Genomic DNA, 26,258 nt, shown 5'->3' with positions numbered 1-26,258 from the left:
CGAGAGGACGCACCGGGCGTCGCGCGGCAGACGCCACTTTCGCAACAGGCCCTGGCGACGGACGGCCCACAGGCGGGGCCGCTCTCGCGCACCCCGCCTGTCGCTCACTCGTACTCGGTTCCGCCCTTCCGGGTCAGGTACGCCGGGCTCACCGCCTTGGCGATCGCCCGGCCGCCGGTCACCGGGCTGTGGCGTTCCGTCGCCGGGCGGACGACCACGCCCTCGCGCAGGTGCAGATCCCGTCCGGACACCGTCTCGCGGCCCGAGGCGAACGCGAGCACACGCGCGATGTCGTACGGCCCGGCGAACAGGCGCGGCACCAACGGCAGCTCGCCGTCGAGCAGTTGCTCCGCGTCCAGCCAGCGCACCTGCCCGTCGATCTCGGCGGACACGTCGAACACGGCGTACCCCAGGGTGTCGCGCCGCCCGTCCGCGCCATAGGTCAGGTCCTGCACCCCCGCGCCGTACACCTCGCCGAAGATCCCGACCCGTCGCGCCCCGAGCCGCTTCGCCAGCCGTGCCGCGGCACCGGCGACGCCGTGCCCGTGCACCGCGCGCCAGTACAGGTTGCGCGGGTCCTCCTTCAGCGCCAGCGACTTCGACCCGAAGCCCTTGGAGGAGACGTACACCCGGTCCTCGCCGGCCACATAGGTCACCAGGCACGCCGTACCGTGCAGCTTCTCCGTCAGCACGACGGGCTCGCCCGGCGTGAAGATGTCCGGGTGGCGCTGGACGTTCTCGATGTCGACCCAGGGCAGCAGCTCGGGCGCCGACTCGACCTCGCCGTTCATCATGGGCGGCACCGGCGGCACCCACTTGGTGATGCCGAGCCGCTCCGCGAAGTCCGTGCCCTCGGCCGCCGCGGCCGCGAGGTCGACGTCCGCCAGCGCCCTCGGGCGGCACACGATGCCCTGCGACAGCTCACCGCGCAGCCGCACCGCCTTGACCCGGTCCGACCTGCCGCCCGCCAGCCGCCCGGTCAGCCCCAGCTCCTCGATCAGGCCGGCCGGCAGCACGGCCTGCTCGGGGATGTAGAGCGCGGCATCACCGGTGCGGTAGGCGCCCTTGGCGACGACGGCCCGGTACAGGCCCACCTGCGCCAGGTCGAGCGCGTCCGCGTTCGGATGCTCATGGACGGTCAGCACTTCGGCGGTGACGCGCAGCGTCGACATGGGGGACTCCTCGGTCCTCAGCGGTGTCTCATCGCCCCCAACTCTCCGCATCCGAAAGCACTGGTGCGATCGGTTTACCGGCTGCTAGCGTCCGCTGCTTGCGCGTACTCCCGCAGCGCCTCGGTCACCAACCGCGCGTTGGAGTCGGCCGGCTGACCGTCCGGCAGGACCAGCACGTCCTCCATGCCGACGCGGGTCGCGAGCCCCAGCCGGCCCGCCAGCCGCAGCACGGGCCACGCGCCCTCGTCCGTGCCGTGCAGCAGCACCGGGCGGCCGTGCGCGGAGCCCAGCTCGGCCAGCAGCGCCCGCGCGCCGTCCTCGGCCGTCACCGGCGAAGGATCCGTCACCTCCGCGAGCACCCGCAGCACCCTCGGCCCGAGCGGCGAGCGCGCGAACCCTGCCGCGCCGTCCGTCCCGGACCAGATGCCCGCCTCGACGCCCACCCCCGCGTCGAGCAACGCGGCGGCCAGTTCCTCGGCGCCGGGCTCGTGCCAGTTGACCGACGCGTGGTCGGGCAGCACGGTCCAGCCGCGCACGCGCTCCAGACGGGCCGCCGGGTCGGGCTCGGCCCAGGCGCCGGTGGTCACCCCGACCGGCACCCGCACCCGCCCGCGCAGCGCCTGAAGCGTCGCGGCCACCACGCGAGGGGACACGGAGTCGTGTCCGCACGGGGTCTTGGGGTGGACATGGACGTCCACCGCCCCGGCCGCGACGGCCCGCGCGGCGTCCTCGGCCATCGCCTCGGGCGTCAACGGCACCCTCGTGCCGTCCGTGGCCGCACGCGTCCCGTTGAGACAGACCTGCACGTTCACCATGCCTCGATGGTGCCGCACGCCACCCGTCCCCGCGGGTGCCGAGCCGTCCGCCGGCATCCGCCGCGGCCGGGTCACCGGTACCGGGAGTGCGGCATCCCCTTCGCACCCCCGGCCGGTCCGCGGCGGACGGCAGCCGCCGCGCCGCGCACTCGCCGTTCCCCCGTGGCCGTGGCACGCGCGGCGTCCTCAGGCGGACATCAGCAGTCGTTCGCGCCTCGCGTACGCCAGGGCCTCGGGCGTGAGCACGGGCCGCGGGACGAGAATGCCGCAGTCCGTGCAGACCGGGCCCGACGAGGGCTCGTGATCCAGGTCGTACTTCCAGCGCAGGCGCTCCCCGTCACAGACGGGGCACGCCGATCCGGGCTCGCGCTCCAGCGCGGCGATGATCTGCCGCAACACCTCGGCCAGCGGCTCGGCCGGGTGCACCTCGGGGTCGTCGCACCAGGCGACACCGAAACCGCCCCAGGTCAGCCGGTGCCAGTCGTCCACCGTGCCCGGCCGGCGCAGCCCGTCGTGCTTCTCCTTCTTGCGGCGCTCGGCGAAATCGACCTCGTAGGCCAGCCACACCGCGCGGGCCGCCTCCAACTCCTCCAACGCGGCCACGAGCCGCGCAGGGTCGGGAGAACGGTCCTCCGGGCCGAAGCCGGCCCGGTTGCACAAGTGGTCCCAGGTCGCCCTGTGCCCGTAGGGGGCGAACCGCTCAAGGCACTTGCGCAGCGAATAGCGCCGTAGCGCCAGATCGCATCGAGGGTCGCGTACCTGTCTCGCCAGACTCCGGAAACCGGCCATCGCCCTGCACCTCCGTCACACCTGCACCTGTACTTCGGTCACTTCGGCGTCGTCGTACGGACGTCGCCGAATAGACGTATCGACCGGCGATTCGGCTCCATCCGTTCTCCTCCGCGTGACGACGGCCACTCCCGGACGGTCGTCGCGCCCCGCGCGAAGCGGTGGCGCGCCCGACAGACTGAGAACTCGCCGCAGATCCCACGGGTTCCTGAAGACGGCTTCCGTATGCGTCCTGATTGCCGGTCTTTTGTCCTCGCTTTGCCCCGAGGGCCGTGACGTCTGCCTGGTGGCACAGGTGCGGGTGTGACACCGCGCGCGGTTCAGCGGTACAGGAGGTACTCCCGCCTGGTCTTCCGGAACGCCGTCAGCTCCTGTTCCCAGCCCGCCACCACGTCGTCCGTGTCCGCCCCGGCGTCGATCATGGTGCGGACGAGCGTGGAGCCGGTGAGCTTGTCGATCCAGTTGTCCGAGCGCCAGGCGAATCCGCTCCAGGTCCGCTTGGCGGTGATCAGCAGGGCGATCCCGGTGCGCACGGGGTCGAACGCCGCCCGGTCGTGCACGTGCAGCTGTACGCCGCCGACGGTGCGGCCCTGGAACTTGGAGAAGGTCGGCGCGAAGTACGCCTCGCGGAAGTGCACGCCCGGCAGGCCGAGTTCGTTCACGGCGGCCGCCCAGGAGCGGTCGACGCCCTCCGCCCCGAGCAGTTCGAAGGGGCGGGTGGTGCCCCGGCCCTCGGAGAGGTTCGTGCCCTCGAACAGACAGGTGCCCGCGTAGACCACGGCGGTCTCGGGCGTCGGCATGTTGGGGCTGGGCGGCACCCACGGCAGCCCGGAGGCGTCGTAGAAGTCAGACCGCCGCCACCCGCTCATGCGGACGGTGTCCAGGGGCACCGGCGAGGTCAGGAACTCCTCGTTGAACAGCAGCGCCAGTTCCGCGACCGTCATGCCGTGCGACTGCGAGATCGGCTGCCGCCCGACGAAAGTGGCGAACTCCTTGTGCAGCACCGGCCCTTCGGCCGACACCCCGGTCACCGGGTTCGGCCGGTCCAGCACGACGACGCGCTTGCCCGCGAGGCGGGCGGACTCCATGCAGTCGTACAGGGTCCAGATGTACGTGTAGAAGCGCGCGCCCACGTCCTGGATGTCGAAGACGACGGTGTCCACGCCGGAGGCCGTGAAGATGTCGGCCAGCGGCTGACCGCTCTTCTGGTAGGTGTCGTAGACGGGCAGGCCGGTCGCCGGGTCGTCGTAGCGGCCCTCGGAGCCGCCGGCCTGCGCGGTGCCGCGGAAACCGTGCTCCGGGCCGAAGACGGCGGTGACGTCCACCCGGTCGTCGGCGTGCATCACGTCGACGATGTGGCGTACGTCCCTGGTGACGCCGGTCGGGTTGGTGACGATGCCGACGCGGTCGCCGTCGAGGAGGTCGTAGCCGGCGGCGGCGAGGCGCTCGAACCCCGTTCGCATCCGGCGGTCGCCGCCTGCGGGGGGTGCGGCCGCCGCCGGGGCACCCGAGGCCGCGACCGCTGCGGTGGTGGTGGCGAGCAGGCTGCGTCTGGACAGCTTCATGCGAAGGGCCTCCGTGATCGCGGCGGGTGTCATGCTCACGCACGCTAGCGCGCACCCGCCGCCCACGGGAACGAACCGGGCCGGACTTCGGCCTACGCGTCGCCCTTCCGCCACGACATACCGACCGGTTAGTCTGGCCGGCGCGGGGGCAGAGCCGAGGCGCGTCGAAGGAGCCGAACCGATGGTGGGAGCCGTGCAGGGTGCCGGAGTGGTCGTCACCGGCGCAGGAGGCGGGATCGGGGCCGCGCTGGCCCGCCGGTTCGCCGCCGAGGGCGGCCGGGTCGTGGTCAACGACCTCGACGCCGACAAGGCCAAGGCCGTCGCCGACGAGATCGGCGGCATCGCCCTCCCGGGCGACGCCTCGGCGATCGTGGCCGAGGCCAAGGACGCCCTCGGCGGCGCCGTGGACGTCTACTGCGCCAACGCCGGAGTCGGCTCCGGCGGATCCGAGGCGGCCCCCGAGGAGGTCTGGCAACTGGCCTGGGACGTCAACGTGATGGCGCACGTGCGCGCCGCCCACGCGCTGCTGCCCGACTGGCTGGAGCGCGGCGGGGGGCGATTCGTGTCCACCGTGTCCGCCGCCGGACTGCTCACCATGATCGGCGCCGCTCCCTACAGCGTCACCAAGCACGGCGCCTACGCCTTCGCCGAATGGCTGTCCCTCACCTACCGCCACCGAGGGGTCAAGGTGCACGCCATCTGCCCGCAGGGCGTGCGCACCGACATGCTGGCCGCCACCGGCAGCGCCGGCGACCTGGTGCTGGTGCCGACCGCGATCGAGCCGGCGGACGTCGCGGACGCGCTGTTCGAGGGGATCGAGGAGGACCGATTCCTGATCCTGCCGCACCCCGAGGTCGCCGCGTACTACGAGGCCCGGGCCGCCCGGCCGGACCGCTGGCTGACCAGCATGAACCACATCCAGCAGAAGTGGGAGGCGGCCCTGTGACCGGCTCCCCCTACGCCGCCAAGCCCTGGCTGGCGCTGCTCGACGAGGCCCAGCGGGCGCCCGTCAGCCCCGACGACTCCCTGGTGCACGCCCTGCGCCGGGTCACGGGCGAGGCACCGGAGCGGACCTTCCTCGCCTACTTCGACGGACGGCTCGGCTTCCGCGAGGTGGACGAGCTGAGCGACTCCGTCGCCGGGCACCTCGCGGAGCGGGGCGTCGCGCGCGGCGACCGGGTCGCCGTGCTGCTGCAGAACTCGCCGCACTTCGTGCTCGCCGTGCTGGGCGCCTGGAAGGCGGGCGCGGTGGTCGTGCCGGTCAACCCCATGTACAAGGCGGGCGAGGTCGGGCACGTCCTGCGGGACGGCGAGGTCGCCGCACTGATCTGCTCCGACCGGGCCTGGGAGTCGTATCTGCGCGAGACCGCGGCCGACTCGCCGGTGCGCGTCGTGCTCACCGCGTGCGAGCTCGACTTCCAGACGCGGGGCGACGCGCGCGTGCTGACCTTCGAGCGGGTCGCGCCGGCCGGGGACACCGACGACCTGACCGCCGTCGCGCGGGCCGGCGGCAAGGCGCCGGAGGGGCGCCTGCCGGCCCCGGACGACATCGCGCTGATCAGCTACACCTCCGGTACCAGCGGCACCCCCAAGGGGGCCACCAACACGCACCGCAACATCATGTACAACGCCGAGCGGCAGCGGACCGGGCTGGGGCTGCCCGAGGCACCGGTGTACTTCGCGACGGCGCCGCTCTTCCACATCACCGGGATGGTCTGCCAGCTCGGCGCGTGCCTGAACAGCGCGGGCACGCTGGTCCTCGCGTACCGCTTCGAGGCGGGCGTCGTCCTCGACGCGTTCGCCGAGCACCGGCCGCACTACACGGTCGGTCCGGCGACCGCCTTCATGGCGCTCGCCGCCCACCCCTCGGTCACCCGCGACCACTTCTCGTCGTTCCGGATCATCTCCTCCGGCGGCGCGCCGCTGCCGCCCGCGCTGGTGGAGAAGTTCCGGGCCGGCTTCGGGCCGTACATCCGCAACGGGTACGGGCTCACCGAGTGCACCGCCCCGTGCGCCGCCGTGCCGCCCGGCCGGGAGGCGCCCGTGGACCCGGCCTCGGGGACGCTGGCGGTGGGCGTGCCCGGCCCCGACGGCGTCGTGCGGATCGTCGACGAGCAGGGCGCGGAGGTGCCGCTCGGGGAGCAGGGTGAGATCGTCGTACGGGGTCCGCAGGTCGTGCCCGGCTACTGGCGGCGGCCCGACGCCACCGACGAGACGTTCCCCGGCGGTGAGCTGCGCACCGGGGACATCGGGTTCATGGACGCCGACGGCTGGCTGTACGTGGTCGACCGCAAGAAGGACATGATCAACGCGTCCGGTTTCAAGGTCTGGCCCCGCGAGGTCGAGGACGTGCTCTACACCCATCCGGCGGTGCGCGAGGCCGCCGTCGTCGGGGTGCCCGACGGGTACCGGGGAGAGACCGTCAAGGCCTACATCAGCCTCCGTCCGGGGGCCGCGCCGGACCCGGACGAACTCGCGCGGTACTGCAGGGAGAGACTGGCCGCCTACAAGTACCCGCGGCAGGTGGAGATCCTGCCGGACTTGCCGAAGACGGCGAGTGGGAAGATCCTCCGTCGGGAGTTGCGATCCCGTTCGCGAGAAAGTCAGTAGGACATCACGGAAGGCAGGTGGCGGCAGTGCCCAGGACGACGGACACGGACGGGACGCCCGTGCCGCAGCGGCTGCTGGCCGCCGCCACCCGGCTCTTCGCCGAGCAGGGCTACGACCGCACCTCGGTGCAGGAGATCGTAGAGGCCGCGGGCGTCACCAAGGGAGCCCTGTACCACTACTTCGGCTCCAAGGACGATCTGCTGCACGAGGTGTACGCGCGCGTGCTGCGCGTCCAGCAGGAGCGCCTGGACGCGCTGGCGGACGCCGACGAGCCGGTCGAGAAGCGGGTGCGCGACGCCGCCGCCGACGTCGTGGTGACGACCATCGAGAACCTCGACGACGCGTCGATCTTCTTCCGGTCCATGCACCATCTGAGCCCGGAGAAGAACAAGCAGGTCCGCGCCGAGCGCCGCCGCTACCACGAGCGGTTCCGCGCGCTGATCGAGGAGGGGCAGCGGGAGGGCGTCTTCTCCACGGCGACGCCGGCCGACCTGGTGGTGGACTACCACTTCGGGTCCGTCCACCATCTGTCCACCTGGTACCGCCCCGACGGGCCGATGAGCCCCCAGCAGGTCGCCGACCACCTGGCCGACCTGCTGCTGCGGGCGCTCCGGCCGTAGCGCGGTCCGTGCCGGGGGCGGATCACCGACGGCGCTCCGCCCCCGAGCCCCGGCTCAGAGGTACTTCTTCAGCTCCCGCCGCGCCAGCGAGCGCTGGTGCACCTCGTCCGGGCCGTCCGCGATCATCAGCGTGCGCGCGCTCGCGTACAGCTCGGCCAGCGGGAAGTCCTGGCTGACACCGCCCGCGCCGTGCAGCTGGATCGCCTTGTCGAGGATGCCGACGACCGTGCGCGGCGTGGCGATCTTGATGGCCTGGATCTCGGTGTGGGCACCCCTGTTGCCGACCGTGTCCATCATCCAGGCGGTCTTCAGGACCAGCAGGCGCAGCTGCTCGACGGCCACCCGGGCGTCCGCGATCCAGTTGTGCACCACGCCCTGCGCGGCCAGCGGCTTGCCGAACGCCTCGCGCGCCACCGCGCGCCGGCACATCAGCTCGATCGCCCGCTCCGCGATGCCGATCAGCCGCATGCAGTGGTGGATCCGGCCGGGACCGAGCCGGGCCTGGGCGATGGCGAAGCCGCCGCCCTCCTCGCCGACGAGGTGCGACACCGGCACGCGCGCGTGGTCGAAGATCACCTCGGCGTGGCCGCCGTGGGAGTGGTCCTCGTAGCCGAAGACCCGCATCGCCCGCTCGACCCGCACTCCCGGGGTGTCGCGCGGGACCAGGACCATGGACTGCTGGCGGCGTATGTCCGGCCCGTCCGGGTCGGTCTTGCCCATCACGATGAAGATCTTGCAGTCCGGGTTCATCGCCCCGGAGATGTACCACTTGCGGCCGGTCACGACGTACTCGTCGCCGTCCCGCTCGATGCGGGTGGTGATGTTCGTGGCGTCCGAGGAGGCCACATCGGGCTCGGTCATCGCGAACGCCGACCGGATCTCCCCGGCGAGCAGCGGTTCGAGCCACTGCTTCTTCTGCGCGTCGTCGCCGAACTGGGCGAGCACCTCCATGTTCCCGGTGTCCGGCGCGGCGCAGTTCGTCGCCGTGGGCGCCAGGTGCGGGGAGCGGCCGGTGATCTCGGCCAGCGGGGCGTACTGCAGGTTGGTGAGCCCGGCGCCGTGCTCGGCGTCGGGCAGGAAGAGGTTCCACAGGCCCTGGCGGCGTGCCTCGGCCTTCAGCTCCCCGACGACCGCCGGGGTGTCCCACGGGGAGGCGAGCGCGGCCCGCTGCTCCTCGGCCACGGCCTCGGCCGGGTACACGTGCTCGTCCATGAAGGCGAGCAGCCTGGCGCGCAGTTCCTCGGTGCGGGCGTCGAACGCGAAGTCCATGCCGGTCAGCCTTCCTGAAGTGTGGTGAGACCGTGCTCGATGAAGACGGGGACGAGGTCGCCGATGCGGTCGAAGCCGCGGCCGACGGTCTGGCCCAGGGTGTAGCGGTAGTGGATGCCCTCCAGGATCACGGCGAGCTTGAACCAGGCGAACGCCGTGTACCAGGCGACGGCGCAGACGTCGCGGCCGGAGCGGGCCGCGTACCGCTCGATCAGCTCGGCCGGGCTCGGGTGCCCTGGGGCCTCGGCGGTGGTGGAGACCGGGGACTTCGGCATGCCGAGCGGCATGCTGTACATCACCAGCAGCCCGAGGTCGGTCAGCGGGTCGCCGAGCGTGGACATCTCCCAGTCGAGGACCGCGTTGATCCGGTCGTCGGCGCCCACCAGGACGTTGTCGAGGCGGAAGTCGCCGTGCACCACGGCCGGGGCGGGGGAGGCGGGCAGGGCACGGCCGAGCGCCGCGTGCAGCTCGTCGATGCCGGCGAGGTCGCGGTTGCGTGAGGCGTCCAGCTGCTTGCCCCAGCGGCGCAGCTGGCGGTCCAGGAACCCCTCGGGACGGCCGAAGTCGCCGAGGCCGACCTCCTCGGGATCCACCGCGTGCAGCTCGACCAGGGTGTCCACCAGGGAGAGGACCACCTCGCGGGTGCGCTCGGGACCGAGCGGGGCGAGCTGGTCGGCGGTGCGGTACGGCGTGCCGGGCACGAACTCCATGACGTAGAAGGGCGCCCCGAGGACCTCCTCGTCCTCGCACAGCAGCAGCGTCCGCGGCACCGGCACGTGCGTCGGCCCGAGGGCGCTGATCACCCGGTGCTCGCGCCTCATGTCGTGCGCGGTGGCGAGGACGTGGCCGAGCGGGGGGCGCCGCACGACCCACCGGGACTCGCCGTCGGAGACCGCGTAGGTGAGGTTCGACCGTCCGCCCTCGATCAGCCGGCCGGTCAGCGGGCCGCGCACCAGACCGGGCCGCTCACGGTCGAGCAGGCCCCGCAGCCGGACGGGATCGAGGCCTGGCGGGTGGTCGGAAGCCATCGTCGCTCCTACGGACGTGTGAACGTGACGCGTCCAATGATGCCGACCGGTCGGTATGCCGTCCAGAGCGCCGGGCCAACGTGATCGGCGCCACGATAGGCCGACAGCTCCCCGCGCGGGAGGCGGGGAGCTGTCGGTGGGGCGTCGCGCGCCGGGCGGCCGGTCTCAGTGGTCGTCCCAGTGCCCGTCGTGCTCGGCGTGCCGGTGGCCGTCGTGGAGGTAGTCCACGTGGTCGCCGTGCTGCACGCGCAGATGGCCGCAGTTCTCGCCGTGCTGATGGTCGTGGCCGGTGTGGGCGTGGTGCCCCGCGGGCTCGCACTCGTCCCAGTGGCCGTCGTGGGCGCGGTGCAGATGGCCGTCGTGCGCGTAGTCGATGTGGTCGCCGTGCGGGACCTCGTCGTGCCCGCAGGCGGGGCCGTGGGTGTGCGGGTGGGCGGAGTGTTCCTCGTGCAGGGTGGTCATGGCGCTCACCTTCGGGTGCGGGTGGTGGACGACCGAAAGGCTGCCACGGAAATCGGGTATATCCGGGCATCCGTACCTTCGTGGCGCACGAGTTCCCCGCACGAGCGCTTCTGAGGGCCTTTGGGGCCGGAGGCGGTCGCGGTGGGTCAGAAGAGCAGTGCCGAGGCGCAGGCGGCGAGGGCGACGGTGCAGAGGGTGGCGGCGCCGGCGTGCCGGGGGGTGAGGGCCGGGGGGTGGCCCGAGGCGGTGAGGGTGCGGATGCGGACGTGGGCGATCAGGAGGAGGCCGAGCCACAGGGCGCAGCACAGGGCGCAGACGATCACGCGGGAGGCCGAGGGGCCCTCGTGCAGGGCCGAGCGGCCCGCGAGGACCGCCGCGACCGTGGCGGAGAGCGTCGTGCGCCGCCACGCGAGACGGGTCCGCTCCGGCTGGAGTCCGGGGTCCCGCTCCACGGCTTCGGCGGCACTCATCCGTCCCATCCCGCGAGCACCACGACGACCATCGCCAGCGCCACCACGGCGACGACCACGCTCAGCAGCGCCGGGAAGCGGGACTCCGGCAGGTCCTCGCCCCGGCGCATCGCGCGCTCGCAGCGCATCCAGTGGTTCACCGCCCGCAGGGAGCACAGCACGCCCGCCCCGAGCAGGGCCAGCGCCAGCCCCACCCGCCAGCCCCAACGGAGGTCCGGCAGGAACTGGTCCACCGCGAACCCGCCACCGATCAGCGCGAGCGCGGTGCGCAGCCAGGCCAGGAACGTACGCTCGTTCGCCAGCGAGAACCGGTAGTCGGGCGTGTCGCCCTCCTCCCGGATCCGCCGGGGCCCGAACCAGAGCCGGACGTTTCGCACGAGTTCGATCACACGCACGACCCTATCCGGATCGCCGCGCCGGACGCCGTCAGCGCCGGTGCGCCTCCAGCCGGCGGTACGCCGCCAGACCGTCCGGCACCCACTCCCACTCGTCCAGCCGCCGCCGTACCTCTTCCTCGGGCAGGAAGTCGTGCCAGGCGACCTCCTCGGCCTGCGGGCTGACCGGCAGGTCGCAGCGGACCTCGTACACCGCGGACCACCAGCTCAGGCCGGCGCCGTCGGCGTACAGGAACTTGAAGAGGTACGTGGGGCGGGGCAGGCCGCGCACGCCGAGTTCCTCCTCCGCCTCGCGCAGCGCCGCGTCGTCGTAGGACTCGCCCGCCCCGACCACGCCGCCGACGAACATGTCGTGCAGGGAGGGGAAGACCAGCTTCGTCGCGGTGCGGCGGTGCACGAACACCCGGCCCTCGGCGTCCCGGGCCTGGACGAACACGCACCGGTGGCGCAGACCGCGCCCGTACACCTCCCCGCGAGGGGCCTGCCCGATCACGTGGTCGTGCTCGTCGACGACGTCGAGGATCTCGTCAGCAGCGCTCATGGGGCCATCCAAGCAGCCCCCGGGGCCCGGTGGATCAGCGCGTCGCGGCGCCCTGGAGCGCGGGTACCGGCACGGCGGCCCGGACCACGGCGCCCCGCGGCATCGCCGGGTGCATGCCGAGCAGCACGATGCCCGTCACCACGGCGGCGAGCCCCGACGCCTGCCAGGCGAGCGCGCCGGTGTCCATGTGCAGCCGGTCACCGAGGAAGCCGACGCCGCAGAGGATGCCGGCGAGCGGCTGGGCGGCGGTGAGGGCGGGCAGCGACTTGCACAGCGACCCGGTCTCGAACGCGCTCTGCACCAGGATCAGCCCGGTGACGCCGATCAGCAGCACGGCGTACGGCTGCCAGGAGGTGAGGAGCCCGCCCAGGCCGGTCGCGGCGAAGCGGTCGCCGCTGACCCGCGTCAGGGCGTCCTGCACGCCGTAGAGCAGGCCGGCCGCCATGGCCAGCAGGACCGGGGCCGAGCTCATCCGGGAGCGCTTGGCGCGCACGGTCAGCAGGATCGCGAGACCCACCATCGCGCCGACGATCATCCACATCCGCTGCGGATCGGCCACGGCGGCTCCGGGACGCGGCTCACCGGCCACGATGAACGTGATCACGCCACCCGCGAGCAGTGCCAGGCCCGCCCAGCCCTGACGGCCCAGCGGCCGCCCCGTACGGCGGCGGGACAGGCCGAGGGCGAAGAGGAGGTTGGTCGCGAGCAGCGGCTCCACCAGGGAGAGCTGCCCCTGACCGAGCGCGGCGGCGCCGAGGCCCATGCCGGCAACCATCAGCGCGATGCCGCCCAGCCAGCTCGGCACCCTCATCAGGTCCAGCAGCAGCCGGGGGGAGAGGAAGTCGGCGCGGGGCGCGTGCTGGGCCGCGTTCTGCTGCAGGACGAAGCCGAAGCCCAGGCAGCAGGCGGCGCTCACGGCGAGTACCAGAACCAGGACCGACAAGCTGCCTACCTCGATGATCGTCATGGGGGGTGGGGGACCGCGGCGGAGGCGGTGCGGCGCACCGCCTCAAGGCGGTCGCGTCGGGTCACGGCGGCCGGCGTGGGGCCGGAACGGTGGCGTGACGTTCGTGCCATCGTCAGGGGCCCGTCGCCGTGGCGCTATGACGTACGTCACAAGACCCTGGCCCGCGGATGATCCACTCGCTTCTGCGCTGCGTCAACTCTCCCGGCGGGACGTGCGGTTGGCGCCCGCGGCGGCCCGGCAAAGCTTGACGACAGGCCTTGGCTATGGGTTGGCTGTCCGAGTTCGGCCGACTACCGGCGCCGTAGCCCGAGGAAAGTTCCGCGTTGTCCTTACCGCCGCCACCCCCCGGCCCTACCCATGGGCCCGCGGACCTGGCCTTCGACGCGGCCCTCGACGACACCGAGCTCGGCGCCGCACGGGCCGCGCTGGCCCAGGGCCGCTGGCAGGCCGCCCGTTCCCTGCTCGCGCGCACCGGCGACGACTGGGACCGGCGTGGACACCGGATCACGGTCCTGGCGCTCGAACCGTACAGCGCGGCCTGGGCCGCGACGTGGCTGCTCGCCGAACCGGCCTCGGCCGACGCCGCGACCCTCCTCGCCCTGGCCGAGGTGCGGCGTGCCTTGCGCGGCAAGGACGGGCCGTGCCGGGCCCGCGAGGCCTGCCACCGGGCCGCGGCGCTCGCCCCCGCCGACCCGACCCCCTGGCTGGGCCTGCTCATGCTGGAGCGGACGCTGGGCGGCCGGCGGGAGATGGTGCGGATCTTCGAGGAGGTCCGGGCGCGGCACGCCGACCACCACCACGCCCACCACCTCATGGTCGCCCGGCTCGCGGAGCGCCGTGCCGAGGCCGGGCCCGACCCCCTGCACGAGGTGTACGACTTCGCCCACCGGGCCGCCGAGCGGGCGCCGGCCGACTCGCCGCTCGCCGTGCTGCCCGTCGTCGCGCACGCCGAGCGCTACCGGGTCCTGGCCACCGGTGGGTTCGAGGCCGCCGATCCGGCGGACTCGGCGCACTGGAGCGGACGGCCGGCCCGGCGCACCCTGGAAGCCGCCTACGACTGGTGGCTGGAGTGGGAGCACGACGGCCACCCCCGCCGGCTGGTCGACCTCAACTATCTGGCCCACGCCACGTGCTGCGTGGGGCGCGCCGCCGAGGCCGCCGCCCTTCTGGAGCGGATCGGCGACCACGTGACGCCCCAGCCCTGGTCCTATCCGTCACGCGACCCCGCCACCGCGTTCCGACAGGCCCGCGAACGCACCCTCGGCATGACCTGACGCACCGGGCGACGCCCGCGCCCGTCCCGGGCGGGGTGCGGGTGGTGTGGGGGTGAAGCGGGCTTCACGCCCGGCGGATCTTGCGGGTCCGTGGCCGTCGGGACACCTGTGCCGGTCGCGGGCCGCGGGCCGCGGTACACGCAGGTCGCGGGCCGTAGGGTCTCGGGCTCTGGCGGGTCTCGTGGGTCCGGCGCCCGGCGGGCCTGTTCGGTCCCGGCCGTCGGGGCGCGGCGCCCGTCGGTGTCGTGGCGGGTCTCGCGTCCCGGAGCGTCACGTCGGCCGGGCACGGTGACGTTCGGTGCGGGCACCTGGACGCGGTCGGGCTCGGGGTTCGGTGGCGGGATCGTGTGGTTACGGAATTCTGACGGGCGGTGCGATCGCTGGCCCGTTCACCCGTCGCGGTGCTCGAATGGACGGGTGAACTCCGGACAACCCGAGCAGGAGGGCCGGCCGATAGGCCGCCGTGTGCTGCTCGGCACCCTCGGCCTGGGCGCCCTCGGCGTGATCGCCGCGCCCAACCTGCAACGCGGACTGGAGTCCTTCCTCGGCAGCGCCGCCGACAAGGACCCCACCGGCCTGACCGGCCTGCTCCCGAACGGCGGCGGCTTCCGCTACTACTCCGTCGCCGCCTCCGTCCCGCGCAAGGACGCCACCACCTACCGCCTCACCGTCGACGGCCTGGTCGACCGGCCGCGCACCTACACACTCCCCGAGCTGCGCGCCCTGCCGCAGACCCGGCTGATCCGGGACGTGCAGTGCGTCACCGGCTGGCGGGTCCCGGACACCCCCTTCGAGGGCGTCCGGCTGTCCCGGCTGCTGGACGCGGCCGGCGTGCGCCCCACCGCGAAGGCGATCCGCTTCACCTGCTTCGACGGCACCTACTCGGAGAGCCTCACGCTCGGCCAGGCACGCCGCGCCGACGTCCTGGTCGCCCTGCGGATGCGCGACGAGGACCTCAGCCACGCCCATGGCGGCCCGGTCCGCCTCTACGCCGCGCCGATGTACTTCTACAAGTCGGCGAAATGGCTCTCCGGCATCACCGTCACAGAGGACGTGCAGCCCGGGTACTGGGAGGAGCGCGGCTACGACATCGACGCCTGGGTCGGCCGCTCGAACGGACGCGACGATGAGCCTACGAGCTGACGCGCCCGCCCGCGCCACCCGCGTCCACCGGTTCAGCCGGGCCGAGCGGTGGGTGCACCGCACGTCCGCCGCCCTGATGGGGGTGTGCGTGCTGACGGCGGCCTGCCTGTACGTCCCCGAACTCGCGCAGCTCGTCGGGCGCCGCGCACTCGTCGTCACGATCCACCAGTGGGCGGGCCTCGTCCTGCCGGTGCCCGTCCTGCTGGGCCTCGCCTCCCGGGCCTTCCGCTCCGACCTGCGCCTGCTGAACCGCTTCGGCCCGCACGACGGGGTCTGGCTGCGGGCCGCGCTGCGCCGGGACAAGCGGCACTCGGCACGTCCGGCGGGGAAGTTCAACGCCGGGCAGAAGGTCTACGCCGCCTGGATCGCCGGGGCGACGCTGGTGATGCTGGGCACCGGTCTGATCATGTGGTTCACCCACCTCACCCCGCTGGTCTGGCGGACCGGCGCGACCTTCGTCCACGACTGGCTGGCCCTCACCCTCGGCATCGTGCTCGCCGGCCACATCGGCATGGCGCTCGCGGACCCCGAGGCCCGGCGCGGGATGCGCACCGGCGAGGTGGGCCGGGAGTGGGCGGAGCGTGAGCACTCCCTGTGGCGTCACTCAGGGGACTGAGGGACCAGGAGTCGCGCCGGCGTCCGGGGCGAAGTCCAGCAGCACCTTGCAGGACCGGCCCCGCTCGGCCGCCAGCGCGAACGCCGACTCCGCCTCCCGCACCGGCACCACCGCGCTGATCAGCCCGTCCAGGGAGGGTTCCGCCGCCAGCAGCGCCAGGGCGTCGTCGAACTCCACGTCGAACCGGAACGACCCGCGCAGTTCGATCTCCCGGCTCACCACCAGGTTCCCGGCGATCGGCGTGCGCCCCGGCGGCAGCATGCCCAGCTGCACCACGACTCCGCCGCGCCGCACGAGCCGCAGGCAGGTGTCCAGACCCGCGGCCACGCCGGACGCCTCGATCGCCACGTCGGCCTCGGCCGGCCACCCGGGATCGCCCGGATCGTCCGCCCGTACGACCGTCCCGGCGCCGGCGGTACGCGCGTACGCCAGGGCCGCCGGCAGCAGGTCGGTCACCGTGACGTGGGCGGCCCCGGCCGCCCGGGCGGCGGCGACCACCAGGGTGCCGATGGGCCCGGCACCGGTCACGAGCACATGCCTGCCGGCCACGTCGCCCGCCCGGCGCACCGCGTGCAGGGCGACGGACAGCGGCTCGGCGAGGGCGGCCTGACGCGGCCCGAGTCCGGGCGGCAGGGGCCGCGCCTGTTCCGCGGGGACCCCGAGGAGGCCGGCGAAGCCGCCCTGCACGTGCGGCATGCGGGCGGCGCTGCCCAGGTAGCGGGTGTCCCGGCAGACGTTGCGGCGGCCGTCCCGGCACTCCGGGCACGTGCCGCACGGGGTGGCCGGATGCACCGCGACCAGGGTGCCGGGCGGCGGGCCCGACCCTCCGGCGCCGTAGGAGACCACGGTCCCGACCACCTCGTGCCCGAGCACCATGGGTTCGCGCAGCCGGAAGTCGCCGACCCCGCCGTGCCGCCAGTAGTGCAGGTCGGAGCCGCAGACCCCGCCGTACCTGACCGCCACGAGGACGTCGCCGGGTCCGGCCTCGGGCGCGGCCAGCTCCTCGACCCGGAGATCGCCCCGACCGTGGATCACACAACCGAGCATCCGCGTTCCCCTCTCACAGCTGTCACAGCACGCTGGTCATGCCGCCGTCGACGTACAGCACCTGTCCGCCGACGAAGTCGGCCGCCGGCGAGGCGAGGAAGAGCACGCCGCCGACGAGGTCCTCCGTGCGTCCCCAGCGTCCGGCGGGGGTACGCCGGCGCACCCACGAGCTGAACCCCTCGTCCTCGACGAGGGGCCGGGTCAGCTCCGTCGCGATGTAGCCGGGGCCCAGGCCGTTGACCTGGACGCCGTGCGGGCCCCAGTCGGCGCACATGCCCTTGGTGAGCATCTTCAGCGCGCCCTTGGTGGCCGCGTAGGGCGCGATGCCGGGGCGGGCCACCTCGCTCTGGAGCGAGCAGATGTTGATGATCTTGCCGTGGCCGCGTTCCGTCATCCGCCGGGCCGCCTCGCGGCCGACCAGGAACGCGCTGGTGAGGTTGGTGTCCAGGATGCGGTGCCAGTCCGCGTCCGTGAACTCGAGGAGCGGGGCGCGCAGTTGCATGCCCGCGTTGTTGACCAGGATGTCGAGCGGGCCCACCCGCTCCTCGACCTCGGCGATCCCGGCGGCCACCGAGGGACCGTCCGTGACGTCGAACGCCGCCGTGCGGACGTCGCCGGGCAGACCGTCCGCCGCCCGGGCCAGCCGGTCCGGGTCGCGGCCGTTCAGCACGACCGTGCACCCGGCCTCCAGCAGGCCGCGGGCCAGCGCGTGCCCGATGCCCCGGCTGGAGCCGGTGACCAGGGCGATCCGGCCGCCGATGTCGAAGAGAGGGTGTGCCGTCATCGTCGTATGCCTCTCTGAAGTCGTACGCCTCTATGAAGGCCTAGTCGTACGCCTCTATGAAGGCCTATATGAAGAGGGACAACAGGAGGACGAGGGCGCCCGCGACCACCGAGATGATGGTCTCCATCACCGACCAGGTCTTGACCGTCTGGCCGACGGTCAGCCCGAAGTACTCCTTCACCAGCCAGAAGCCGGCGTCGTTGACATGGCTGAAGAAAAGCGAACCGGCGCCGATGGCGAGCACCAGCAGGGCCGTTTCCCCGGTCGACATGCCGACCGCGAGCGGCGCGACCAGACCGGCCGCCGAGACGGTCGCCACGGTCGCCGAACCGGTCGCGAGCCGAATCGCCACCGCGATCAGCCAGGCCAGCAGCAGCGCCGGGATCGACCAGTCCTTGGAGATGTCCAGGACCATCTGCCCGACACCGGTGTCGATCAGCGTCTGCTTGAAGCCACCGCCCGCACCGACGATCAGCAGGATGCCCGCGATGGGCGCGAGCCCCTTCTCCACCAGCCCGGAGACGCGCTCCTTGGCGAACCCGGCGGGGCGCAGCAGCGTGAAGATGCCCAGCAGGACGGAGGCGAGCAGCGCGATCAGCGGGGAGCCGACGACGTCGAAGATCCGCTGGGTGGTGTTCTCGGGGTCGTCGATCACGATGTCGACGAGCGCCTTGGAGAGCATCAGGATGACCGGCAGCATGATCGTGAGCAGCGTGGCGCCGAATCCGGGGCGCTTGGCGAGCTCCTCGGACGGCCGCTGCGGGATCATGCGCTCCGGCGCCGGGACGTCCACCCAGCGGGCGGCGTACCGGGAGAACAGCGGTCCGGCGATGATCACGGTCGGGATGGCGACCAGCACACCGAGCGCCAGCGTCACGCCGAGGTCGGCCTTGAGCGCGTCGATCGCGACCAGCGGACCGGGGTGCGGGGGCACCAGGCCGTGCATCACGGACAGGCCCGCGAGCGCCGGGATGCCGATCCGCATCAGCGAGTAGTTGCCGCGCTTGGCGACCATGAGGACGACCGGGATCAGCAGCACGACGCCGACCTCGAAGAAGAGCGGGAGGCCGATCACCGAGGCGATGAGCACCATCGCCCAGGGCATCGAGCGTCCGCTCGCCTTCGCGAGGATCGTGTCGACGATCTCGTCCGCGCCGCCGGAGTCGGCGAGCATCTTGCCGAGGATCGCGCCCAGCGCGATCAGCACGCCCACGCCGGCGACGGTGGTGCCCAGGCCGGTGGTGAAGGTGGTGATGACCTTGTCGAGGGGCGCGCCGGCGAAGGCTCCGAGCGCCAGTGACCCGATGGTCAGCGCCAGGAAGGCGTGCAGCTTGAACTTGGTGATGAGCACGACGATGACGGCGATGCCCGCCAGTACCGCGATGCCCAGTTGGGCGTGTCCCGCCGAGGTGATCGGCTCGACGGGGTCCGCCGCCAGCATCTCGACGCTGAGTCTGGTCACGGGGGGTTCCCTTGCAGATACGGGGATGGGGGGATGGGGGGGATGGGGGGATGGGGGAGGGGGTGTTACGGCGCCGCGGGCGACGTCGGGTCGAGGGCGTCCAGCGCGGCCACCGCGCGTGCGGTGATGTCCTCCGGGGTACCGGAGACGTCGACCGCGACTCCCGCCTCGTCCGCCTGGAGCGGCTCGAGCGTGGCGAACTGGGAGTCCAGCAGCGCGGTCGGCATGAAGTGGCCCTGCCGGTGCGCCATCCGGTCCTCGATCAGCTCCCGGTCACCCGTGAGGTGCACGAACACGATCCCGGGCGCGGCGGCCCGGAGCCGGTCGCGGTAGGACCGTTTCAGCGCCGAGCTGCTGACCACCCCGCCCAGCCCGGACCGCTCGTGGGCCCAGGCGCCGATGGCGTCCAGCCACGGCCACCGGTCCGCGTCGTCGAGCGGGGTACCGGCCGTCATCTTGGCGATGTTGGCCGGCGGGTGGAAGTCGTCGCCCTCGGCGTAGGGGACGCCGAGCCGGGCGGCGAGCAGCGGACCGATCGTGGTCTTGCCCGTGCCCGCGACGCCCATCACCACGACGACGTGGGGGGTACGCATGACTGCCTCGCTGTCTTCCTCGACATACGACGTCGCATCCGACGTCGGCCAAATGAAACCCATTAGGTACGACGAATTCAAGAGTCTGTGATGAATAAGTCTGACTTTTTAAACGCGTGATCCGCCCCGTACGCTGAGTGCATGAGCACGATGGGCCGGGGGCTGCACGGCCGTGTACTGGACACCCTCGGCCCCGAGATCACGGCGGGCGAGTACCCCCCGGGCAGCGTGTTGCGCACCGACGAGCTGGCGCAGCGGTTCGACGTCTCACGCTCGGTGATGCGCGAGGCCGTGCGGGTGCTGGAGTCGATGCATCTCGTCGAGTCCCGCCGCCGGGTGGGCGTCACGGTCCGCGCCAGGTCCGAGTGGAACGTCTACGACCCGCAGGTCATCCGCTGGCGGCTGGCCGGCGCCGACCGCCCCCACCAGCTCCGGTCCCTCACCGTGCTGCGCTCCGCCGTCGAACCGGTCGCCGCCGGGCTGGCCGCCCGCCACGCCACCGCCGAGCAGTGCGCCGAGCTCACCGAGTGCGCCCTCGGCATGGTCGCCCACTCACGCGGGCACCAGCTGGAGGGCTATCTGATCCACGACGTGGCCTTCCACCGGGTGATCCTGAACGCCTCGGGCAACGAGATGTTCGCCCGCCTCGGTGATGTCGTCGCCGAGGTGCTGGCCGGCCGTACCCATCACGACGTGATGTTCGAGGACCCCGACCCGGCCGCCGTCACCCTGCACGTCCAGGTCGCCGAGGCGGTACGGGCGGGCGACGCGGTGCGCGCGCAGGAGCTGACCCGGGAGATCACGGTCGGAGCGCTCCAGGAGCTGGACATCCTCGCCCCGTAGCGCGAGGCGCCGGCTCAGTCGAGGAACTCCCCGTCGAGGTACACCCAGGCGCCGTCGACCCGCTCGAAGCGGCTGCGCTCGTGCAGCGCGCCGCCCCGGAAGGACGCCCGGAAGGTCACGGTGCCCGTGCCGTGGAACGCCGACCCCTCGCTCGTCGCCAGGACCTCCAGCCCCGTCCACCGCGTCCCGGCGTCGAGGCCGAGCCGGGCCGGGCGGGTGCGCGGGTGCCAGGTCCGCAGCAGGTACCCCTCGTCACCCCGGACGAAAGCGGTGTAGCGCGAGCGCATCAGCGCCTCGGCGGTCGGTGCCGCGGCCTCACCCCGAAGGAATCGGCCACAGCACATCTCGAATGTCTCCGCAAGACCGCACGGACATTCCGGGTGGTGTACCGGTGCGGCGTGGTGTGGACCGCGGGAACGGCCGGTGCGTCGGGACATGCGCTCCATTGTGCTGCACCACGGCGTGTGGGGATTGTGTGCATCACCTGCCCCGACACGCGCACATCGTGTGCGAGTCGTGTTCGCCGCCCTTCATGGAAACTCCCACAGGCCTGGCGTGAACCCGCCTTGTTCCCACAACTCCCCATTCTTCAAGGTGGGTTGAGCACCTGAGCATCAGGAGTCACAAGCATGTGCTTGCCCTGGGTGACCGACCGCCCGGGGTGCCGACGGGGGACTGATGCGGTGCGCGTACCACCGCCGCCCATGGGGGCGGCGTCCTTGCGCGCCGATCCGGAACGACTCCGGAATGTCTCCCTCTGTCATCTCTTGGTGCCTTCGTTCGTGCCCGAGAAGGGATTGGAGGGGGAATGCCGACGCATGCAGTGGGCCCCACCCGGCCGACGTATCCCGGCGTCTACGTCGAAGAGCTTCCCAGCAGCACCCGCACCATCTCCGCCGTGACCACGTCGGTGACCGCTTTCGTCGGTCACACCCGGCGCGGTCCGCTGAACGAACCGGTGCGCGTCACCGGCTTCACGGAGTTCGAGCGCCGCTTCGGAGGGCTCGGCTCGCAGAGCGCCCTCGCCTACGCGGTGCACCAGTTCTTCGCGAACGGCGGCGGTGTCGCCGTGATCGTCCGGGTCGCCAAGGCCGGCAGCGGCAAGGCCGCCTGCGTCGTCCTGGAGTCCACCGAGGGCCACAGCGAGAGCCGCGTCCTGGAGGTCCACGCCAAGGAGCACGGCGTCTGGGGCAACGGCCTGCGCGTGGCCGTCGACCACGACACCCCGCACCCCGGCGAGACCTTCAACCTGCGGGTTCACGACGCCAAGGGCGAGGCCCGCGAGAGCTTCACCGGCCTGTCCATGGACCCCGGCCACGGCCGCCACGCGCCGACCGTGATCAACGCCGGCTCCCGCCTCATCCGCGTCGAGGCCGTCGGCGAGGGCCGCCCCGACCCGTCCGGCACCGTCTCCAAGCCGTTCGGCGACGAGCTGCCGAACCTGGAGGTCGACCTCACCGTCAAGATCGGCGACGTCGAGCGCGAGTTCCGGCTCCACGACCCCGACTGCGACGGCGAGACCCCGTGCAGCGTCGCCGAGTTGGCGCTCCTGCTGGAGCGCAAGCTGCGGGCGCTGCCCGACGCGCCCGGCAGGCACGCCTTCGCCGGCGCCGAGGTCACCGCCTTCGGCCGCCGCGTCCAGGTCGTCGCCGGGTCCACCGACCCCGAGGACGTCGTGCGCTTCCTCGGCGAGTGCGCCAACGACCTGGGCCTGGAGGCCTCCGTCAACCCGCCGGTGTTCCCGCTGGAGGGCGGCGAGGACGGCGCGGCCCCCGGTCCGCGCGACCTCATCGGTTCCGAGGGCGACAAGACCGGCATCCACGCCCTGCGGCAGGTGGCCGACGTCAACCTGCTCTCGCTGCCCGAGCTGGCCTCGTACGAGAAGACCGAGGACATGCTCACCGTCGTCTCGGCGGCCCAGCGGCTGTGCCAGGAACGGCGGATCTTCCTCCTCGTCGACGCGCCGGGCACCTGGCTGAACGTCGACACGGCACGGGCCGGCGTCGCCGCCTTCGACGCCGTGCGCGGCGACCACGCGGGCCTGTACTTCCCGCACATCCAGCTCACCGACCCGCTCACCGGGCGGCTGCGCGCCTTCCCGCCGTCCGGCGCGGTCGCCGGCGTCATCGCGCGCACCGACGCCGAGCGCGGCGTGTGGAAGGCCCCGGCCGGCACCGAGGCCCGGCTGGTGGGCGTGCACTCGCTCACCGTCGACCTCACCGACCGCGAGAGCGGCCTGCTCAACCCGCTCGGCGTCAACTGCCTGCGCACCTTCCCGCTCACCGGCCCGCTGGTCTGGGGGGCGCGCACGCTGCACGGCTCGGACGCCCTCGACAGCGAGTGGAAGTACGTGCCGGTGCGGCGGCTCGCGCTGCACGTGGAGGAGAGCCTGCAACGGGGCCTGCAGTGGGTCGTGTTCGAGCCCAACGACGAGTCGCTGTGGCAGCAGATCAGGCTCAGCGCCTCCTCGTACCTGCACACCCTCTTCCGCCAGGGCGCCTTCAAGGGCAGCACCCCGCGCGAGGCCTACTTCGTCAAGTGCGACCACGAGACCACCACCGCCGAGGACGTCGCGAACGGCGTCGTCAACGTCCTGGTGGGCATCGCGCCGGTCCGGCCGGCCGAGTTCGTGATCGTCAGGATCCAGCAGACGTCCGGGCAGTTCGCGCTCTAGTCGCGGCCCCAGGAATACCGAGGACATTCTCCGATGGCTGAGTTCACGGTCAACGCCCATCGTTTCGACCCGTACAAGAACTTCAAGTTCCTGGTCCTGTGGGACGGTCGGACGGTCGCGGGCATCAGCAAGATCAGTCCACTGAAGCGGACCACCGAGGTCGTCAAGCACCGGCACGGCGGCGACCCCTCCTCCCCGCGCAAGTCGCCGGGACGCTCCGAGTTCGAGGGCATCACCCTGGAGCGCGGGGTGACCCACGATCCCGAGTTCGACCGCTGGGCCAACAAGGTCTGGCAGGTCGGCGCCGGTCTCGGCTCCGAGGTGTCCCTCGCGGACTTCCGCAAGGACATCGTCATCCAGGTGCTGAACGAGGCCGGCCAGGTCGCCGTCTCGCACAAGCTGTACCGGACCTGGCCCAGCGAGTACCAGGTGCTCGGTGAGCTGGACGCCAACGCCAACGCGGTGGCCATCCAGTCGCTGAAGCTGGAGTGCGAGGGCTGGGAGCGGGACTACGAGGTGCCCGAGCCCACCGAGCCCTCCTTCCTCAACCCGGCCTGACCCAGAGAGAGTTCGCGGTCATGGCGATCACGGGGGCGGCCGGCCTGCTGGCCACCTGGGAGGCGGGGCTCGCCGAGGCACCCGCCGGGCGCGCGCTGCTGCTGCACCGCACCGCGCGCCCGGACCTCGACGCCCGGGCACTGCCCGCGCTCCCGGTGGGGGAGCGGGAGACGGACCTGTTCGCGCTGCGCCGGGCGCTGTTCGGCGAGCGCATGCAGGTACGGCTGGACTGCGCGGCGTGCGGCGAGGACATGGAGTTCGACCTGGACGCCGGGGAGTTCGCCCGGTCGGTGAGCGGCCGCGGGGAGTCCGTGGTGCGCGTCGCGCAGGACGGCTGGGAGGCCGAGTTCCGGCTGCCCGGGATCGCCGACCTGGCCGCGGCCGCGCGCGCCGCGGACCCGCGCGCCGCGCTGCTGGCACGGTGCCTGGTGGCGGCGGCGCACGAGGGTACGGCGGCCACCGCAGACGACCTGCCCGAGCCCGTGCGGCGCCGGATCGCCGAGGCGGCCGAGGCCGCCGACCCGGCTGCCGACATGACGCTCGACGTGGCCTGCCCCGAGTGCGGGGACGCCACACGGGCGGAGCTGGACATCGCCTCGTACCTGTGGACCGAACTGGACTCCTGGGCGCGGGACCTGCTGCTCGACGTCCATCTGCTCGCGACGGCCTACGGCTGGAGCGAGCCGGAGATCCTGGCGCTCAGCCCGCTGCGGCGCCGCTACTACCTGGAGTTGTGCGCCGATGTCTGACTCCACGTCCGGCTCCGGGGAATCCGGTGCCCTGCCCGGCTCCCCGGCCGAAGGTACCGGCGCCGCCGACTTCCTCGACCGGCTGATCGCCCGGCACGCCCCGGCCGCCGCCGGTCCGCGTCCGGGAGTGGTGCGGGTGCAGCCCCGGCTGCCCGGCCCGTTCGAACGCGTCGAGGCGGTACGGGACCGGACCCGGGACGACGACGCGGACACCGGCCCGCTGCCGCCCACCGCGGCGCCGTCGGCCACGCTCCGCGCCGGCGTCCCGCGGCCCGGCCCCGCCGCCGAGGCCGCGCGCCCGCACCCGGAGCGGGAGCGGACCGTCGTACACACCGAACGCCTCACCGGTGGGACGGCGCCGAGCGCGGTACGGCCCGGCCTGGCCGAGCTGCCGCTGCTGCGTCCCGCCGCACCGCCGGTCAGCGGGCCCCGGCCGGTGCCGGACGCCGGGCGGCGCCTGTCCGGGCGACCGGAACCGGCCGAGCGCCGGGCCGAGGCGTCCGGGCCCGTGCCCCGGGGCGCGGACACCGCCCGCCCCACCCCGCCGGCCTTCGCGCGGCCCCGCGCCGCGGACACGGCGGCGGCCCGGGACGTCGTACGGCAGGCGGCCGCACGGAGGGCGGGGCGGACACCCGAGCAGGTGGTGCAGGTGCAGATCGGGAGGCTGGAAGTGACGGCGGCACCGGGGCCGTCCGACGGCAACCGGCAACGCCCGCCGGTGAACCGCCGGCCGGGGACGACGGTGAGCCTCGCCGAGTATCTGGCCCGGGGGCGCGAATGAGCGGCACGGCAGGCATCAGGACGACAGGGACCGAGGAACTCACGCCATGAGCAACGCACTTGCCATCGCCCATGTGACCCAGGCCCTCGCCCTGCTGATCGAGACCAACATCGGGCCCGAGACCGACATGGCGGTCAAGGTCGAGGCGCGCAGGCCGCCCGCGGAGCCCACCCTGGACCAGCCCACCATCTCGGTCTTCCTGTACCAGGTGACGCCCAACGTCTCGCAGCGCAACAACGACCTGCCGACCCGCGCGGGCGACGGCACCCTCGTCAGGCGACCCGCCGCCGCGCTCGACCTGCACTACCTGATCAGCGCCTACGGCGACGAGAACGAACTCGTCGGGCAGCGGCTGATCGGCTCCGTGGTGCGCACGCTGCACGAGATCCCGATCCTGCCGAAGGACATCATCGAACTCGCCCGCGAGAAGGCCCATCTGGCGGCCAGCGACCTCGGCGAGTCGGCGCAGCGGGTGCGGTTCACGCCGACGGTGATGGACATCGACGAGACGTCGAAGCTGTGGGGGATGCTCCACCAGACGCCGTACGCGCTGTCCGTGGTCTACCAGGCGTCGCTGGTCCTCATCGACGGACGGGAGATCCCGGTGCCGCGCCCGCCGGTGGAGCGGGCGGACGTACGGGTGCTGCCGTTCGCTGCGCCGGGTGCGCCGGAGCCCGGGGGCGGTAAGGGGGACGCGGCCGGGACCGCGACGCCAAAGGACGGGACGCCGCAGCCCGCCAAGAAGGCCGCGAAGGCGCCCGCGAAGGCGCCCGCGAAGTCCGCGGCGCGCTCGAAGGCGCCGGAGAAGGCGGTCGCCAAGGCACCGGCCCGCACACGGCGGCAGACCACCCGGGGCCGGGCGGGCGGCGCCGCCCCCGCCGGGGAGCCGAGCGGCTCCGGCAAGACGGAGAAGACGAACAAGACGGACAACACGGACAACACCGAGAAGGCCGAGGCGGCGGACGGGGCCGGGAAGGCCGAGACGGACACGAAGGCCCGGCGCACGGACAGGACGGAGCACTGAGGCGGCA

Annotated in this window: 28 protein-coding genes; 12 read left to right on the top strand and 16 right to left on the bottom strand. The window is 73.0% G+C overall.

Annotated elements, in window-relative coordinates:
• Window positions 1-104: 104 nt before the first annotated feature.
• From ACIP2X_RS28715 to ACIP2X_RS28700, 4 genes are all read right to left on the bottom strand, one after another.
• Entirely contained in the window at window positions 105-1,172 is a 1,068-nt protein-coding gene (locus tag ACIP2X_RS28715; RefSeq protein ID WP_401678030.1) for an RNA ligase (ATP), read from the bottom strand.
• Between the two features lie 74 nt (window positions 1,173-1,246).
• On the bottom strand, window positions 1,247-1,987 hold the full coding sequence (locus ACIP2X_RS28710) for a 3-keto-5-aminohexanoate cleavage protein (protein WP_401678027.1): 741 nt from the start codon (window positions 1,985-1,987) through the stop codon (window positions 1,247-1,249).
• Window positions 1,988-2,173: 186 nt separating this feature from the next.
• Entirely contained in the window at window positions 2,174-2,776 is a 603-nt protein-coding gene (locus ACIP2X_RS28705) for a hypothetical protein (RefSeq protein ID WP_401678024.1), read from the bottom strand.
• A gap of 320 nt (window positions 2,777-3,096) precedes the next feature.
• Window positions 3,097-4,341, bottom strand: a complete 1,245-nt coding sequence (locus ACIP2X_RS28700) for an exo-beta-N-acetylmuramidase NamZ domain-containing protein (protein WP_401678021.1) — start codon at window positions 4,339-4,341, stop codon at window positions 3,097-3,099.
• Window positions 4,342-4,522: 181 nt separating this feature from the next.
• Between ACIP2X_RS28700 and ACIP2X_RS28695 the strand changes: the two genes are divergently transcribed.
• From ACIP2X_RS28695 to ACIP2X_RS28685, 3 genes are read left to right on the top strand one after another with little or no spacing between them, the layout of a single operon-like run.
• On the top strand, window positions 4,523-5,287 hold the full coding sequence (locus ACIP2X_RS28695) for an SDR family oxidoreductase (RefSeq protein ID WP_401678018.1): 765 nt from the start codon (window positions 4,523-4,525) through the stop codon (window positions 5,285-5,287).
• Window positions 5,284-6,951, top strand: a complete 1,668-nt coding sequence (locus tag ACIP2X_RS28690; RefSeq protein ID WP_401678015.1) for a class I adenylate-forming enzyme family protein — start codon at window positions 5,284-5,286, stop codon at window positions 6,949-6,951. Before ACIP2X_RS28695 ends, ACIP2X_RS28690 begins: the two co-directional genes overlap by 4 nt.
• A gap of 26 nt (window positions 6,952-6,977) precedes the next feature.
• Window positions 6,978-7,571 (top strand): TetR/AcrR family transcriptional regulator, encoded by a 594-nt coding sequence (locus tag ACIP2X_RS28685; protein ID WP_401678012.1) that lies wholly within the window; start codon window positions 6,978-6,980, stop codon window positions 7,569-7,571.
• A gap of 54 nt (window positions 7,572-7,625) precedes the next feature.
• Here ACIP2X_RS28685 and ACIP2X_RS28680 read toward each other — a convergent pair whose 3' ends face one another.
• From ACIP2X_RS28680 to ACIP2X_RS28650, 7 genes are all read right to left on the bottom strand, one after another.
• Window positions 7,626-8,840, bottom strand: a complete 1,215-nt coding sequence (locus ACIP2X_RS28680) for an acyl-CoA dehydrogenase family protein (RefSeq protein ID WP_401678009.1) — start codon at window positions 8,838-8,840, stop codon at window positions 7,626-7,628.
• Between the two features lie 5 nt (window positions 8,841-8,845).
• Window positions 8,846-9,868: a phosphotransferase family protein gene (locus tag ACIP2X_RS28675; protein WP_401678006.1), complete on the bottom strand. Its 1,023-nt coding sequence runs from the start codon at window positions 9,866-9,868 to the stop codon at window positions 8,846-8,848.
• A 165-nt stretch (window positions 9,869-10,033) separates the two neighbouring features.
• Window positions 10,034-10,330, bottom strand: a complete 297-nt coding sequence (locus tag ACIP2X_RS28670) for a hypothetical protein (protein WP_401678003.1) — start codon at window positions 10,328-10,330, stop codon at window positions 10,034-10,036.
• 146 nt (window positions 10,331-10,476) lie between these two features.
• Window positions 10,477-10,800, bottom strand: a complete 324-nt coding sequence (locus ACIP2X_RS28665) for a DUF202 domain-containing protein (RefSeq protein ID WP_401678000.1) — start codon at window positions 10,798-10,800, stop codon at window positions 10,477-10,479.
• Window positions 10,797-11,189 carry a YidH family protein gene (locus ACIP2X_RS28660; RefSeq protein WP_401677997.1) on the bottom strand — a complete coding sequence of 131 codons (393 nt, stop codon included), beginning with the start codon at window positions 11,187-11,189 and terminating at the stop codon, window positions 10,797-10,799. Before ACIP2X_RS28660 ends, ACIP2X_RS28665 begins: the two co-directional genes overlap by 4 nt.
• A 37-nt stretch (window positions 11,190-11,226) precedes the next feature.
• Window positions 11,227-11,736 carry an NUDIX hydrolase gene (locus tag ACIP2X_RS28655; protein WP_401677994.1) on the bottom strand — a complete coding sequence of 170 codons (510 nt, stop codon included), beginning with the start codon at window positions 11,734-11,736 and terminating at the stop codon, window positions 11,227-11,229.
• Between the two features lie 34 nt (window positions 11,737-11,770).
• Entirely contained in the window at window positions 11,771-12,679 is a 909-nt protein-coding gene (locus ACIP2X_RS28650) for a DMT family transporter (protein ID WP_401678313.1), read from the bottom strand.
• 347 nt (window positions 12,680-13,026) lie between these two features.
• Here ACIP2X_RS28650 and ACIP2X_RS28645 point away from each other — a divergent pair, with 347 nt between their 5' ends.
• From ACIP2X_RS28645 to ACIP2X_RS28635, 3 genes are all read left to right on the top strand, one after another.
• Window positions 13,027-13,977 (top strand): hypothetical protein, encoded by a 951-nt coding sequence (locus ACIP2X_RS28645; protein ID WP_401677992.1) that lies wholly within the window; start codon window positions 13,027-13,029, stop codon window positions 13,975-13,977.
• Window positions 13,978-14,394: 417 nt separating this feature from the next.
• Complete coding sequence (locus tag ACIP2X_RS28640) at window positions 14,395-15,120, top strand: molybdopterin-dependent oxidoreductase (protein ID WP_401677989.1); 726 nt, start codon at window positions 14,395-14,397, stop codon at window positions 15,118-15,120.
• Window positions 15,104-15,736, top strand: a complete 633-nt coding sequence (locus ACIP2X_RS28635) for a cytochrome b/b6 domain-containing protein (RefSeq protein ID WP_401677987.1) — start codon at window positions 15,104-15,106, stop codon at window positions 15,734-15,736. Before ACIP2X_RS28640 ends, ACIP2X_RS28635 begins: the two co-directional genes overlap by 17 nt.
• On the opposite strand, the gene ACIP2X_RS28630 is transcribed toward ACIP2X_RS28635, so the two are convergent.
• The 4 genes from ACIP2X_RS28630 to ACIP2X_RS28615 all read right to left on the bottom strand — a co-directional run bounded on the left by ACIP2X_RS28630 (window position 15,725) and on the right by ACIP2X_RS28615 (window position 19,622).
• Entirely contained in the window at window positions 15,725-16,783 is a 1,059-nt protein-coding gene (locus tag ACIP2X_RS28630; protein WP_401677984.1) for an L-idonate 5-dehydrogenase, read from the bottom strand. The two genes, ACIP2X_RS28635 and ACIP2X_RS28630, sit on opposite strands and share 12 nt — an antisense overlap.
• 22 nt (window positions 16,784-16,805) lie before the next feature.
• A complete protein-coding gene (locus tag ACIP2X_RS28625; RefSeq protein WP_401677982.1) occupies window positions 16,806-17,567 on the bottom strand; it encodes an SDR family oxidoreductase in 762 nt (253 codons plus the stop codon).
• Between the two features lie 64 nt (window positions 17,568-17,631).
• Window positions 17,632-19,029 (bottom strand): GntP family permease, encoded by a 1,398-nt coding sequence (locus ACIP2X_RS28620; protein ID WP_401677979.1) that lies wholly within the window; start codon window positions 19,027-19,029, stop codon window positions 17,632-17,634.
• A gap of 65 nt (window positions 19,030-19,094) precedes the next feature.
• Complete coding sequence (locus ACIP2X_RS28615; protein ID WP_401677976.1) at window positions 19,095-19,622, bottom strand: gluconokinase; 528 nt, start codon at window positions 19,620-19,622, stop codon at window positions 19,095-19,097.
• Between the two features lie 141 nt (window positions 19,623-19,763).
• Between ACIP2X_RS28615 and ACIP2X_RS28610 the strand changes: the two genes are divergently transcribed.
• On the top strand, window positions 19,764-20,465 hold the full coding sequence (locus ACIP2X_RS28610) for a FadR/GntR family transcriptional regulator (RefSeq protein WP_401677973.1): 702 nt from the start codon (window positions 19,764-19,766) through the stop codon (window positions 20,463-20,465).
• A gap of 14 nt (window positions 20,466-20,479) precedes the next feature.
• Here the strand turns inward: ACIP2X_RS28610 and ACIP2X_RS28605 are convergent, their stop codons facing one another.
• Window positions 20,480-20,902 carry a YchJ family protein gene (locus ACIP2X_RS28605; RefSeq protein WP_401677970.1) on the bottom strand — a complete coding sequence of 141 codons (423 nt, stop codon included), beginning with the start codon at window positions 20,900-20,902 and terminating at the stop codon, window positions 20,480-20,482.
• A 371-nt stretch (window positions 20,903-21,273) separates the two neighbouring features.
• Here ACIP2X_RS28605 and ACIP2X_RS28600 point away from each other — a divergent pair, with 371 nt between their 5' ends.
• The 5 genes from ACIP2X_RS28600 to ACIP2X_RS28580 are packed head-to-tail and all read left to right on the top strand — an operon-like array spanning window position 21,274 to window position 26,251.
• Window positions 21,274-23,139, top strand: coding sequence for a phage tail sheath subtilisin-like domain-containing protein (locus ACIP2X_RS28600; RefSeq protein ID WP_401677967.1), 1,866 nt, complete (start codon window positions 21,274-21,276; stop codon window positions 23,137-23,139).
• A gap of 33 nt (window positions 23,140-23,172) precedes the next feature.
• Window positions 23,173-23,697 (top strand): phage tail protein, encoded by a 525-nt coding sequence (locus ACIP2X_RS28595; RefSeq protein ID WP_141309194.1) that lies wholly within the window; start codon window positions 23,173-23,175, stop codon window positions 23,695-23,697.
• 20 nt (window positions 23,698-23,717) lie between these two features.
• Window positions 23,718-24,446, top strand: a complete 729-nt coding sequence (locus ACIP2X_RS28590) for a hypothetical protein (RefSeq protein ID WP_401677964.1) — start codon at window positions 23,718-23,720, stop codon at window positions 24,444-24,446.
• On the top strand, window positions 24,439-25,227 hold the full coding sequence (locus tag ACIP2X_RS28585; RefSeq protein ID WP_401677961.1) for a hypothetical protein: 789 nt from the start codon (window positions 24,439-24,441) through the stop codon (window positions 25,225-25,227). The genes ACIP2X_RS28590 and ACIP2X_RS28585 overlap by 8 nt, the downstream gene beginning before the upstream one ends.
• 46 nt (window positions 25,228-25,273) lie before the next feature.
• The gene (locus tag ACIP2X_RS28580) at window positions 25,274-26,251 is read left to right on the top strand and encodes a DUF4255 domain-containing protein (RefSeq protein WP_401677959.1); all 978 of its coding nucleotides are present in this window, start codon (window positions 25,274-25,276) and stop codon (window positions 26,249-26,251) included.
• The last annotated feature ends 7 nt before the right edge of the window (window positions 26,252-26,258 follow it).

Source organism: Streptomyces sp. NPDC089424, assembly GCF_044749345.1.
GTDB lineage: Bacteria > Actinomycetota > Actinomycetes > Streptomycetales > Streptomycetaceae > Streptomyces.
Note: the sequence above shows the minus strand (reverse complement) of the source record. Positions and strands in the feature narration are given on the sequence as shown.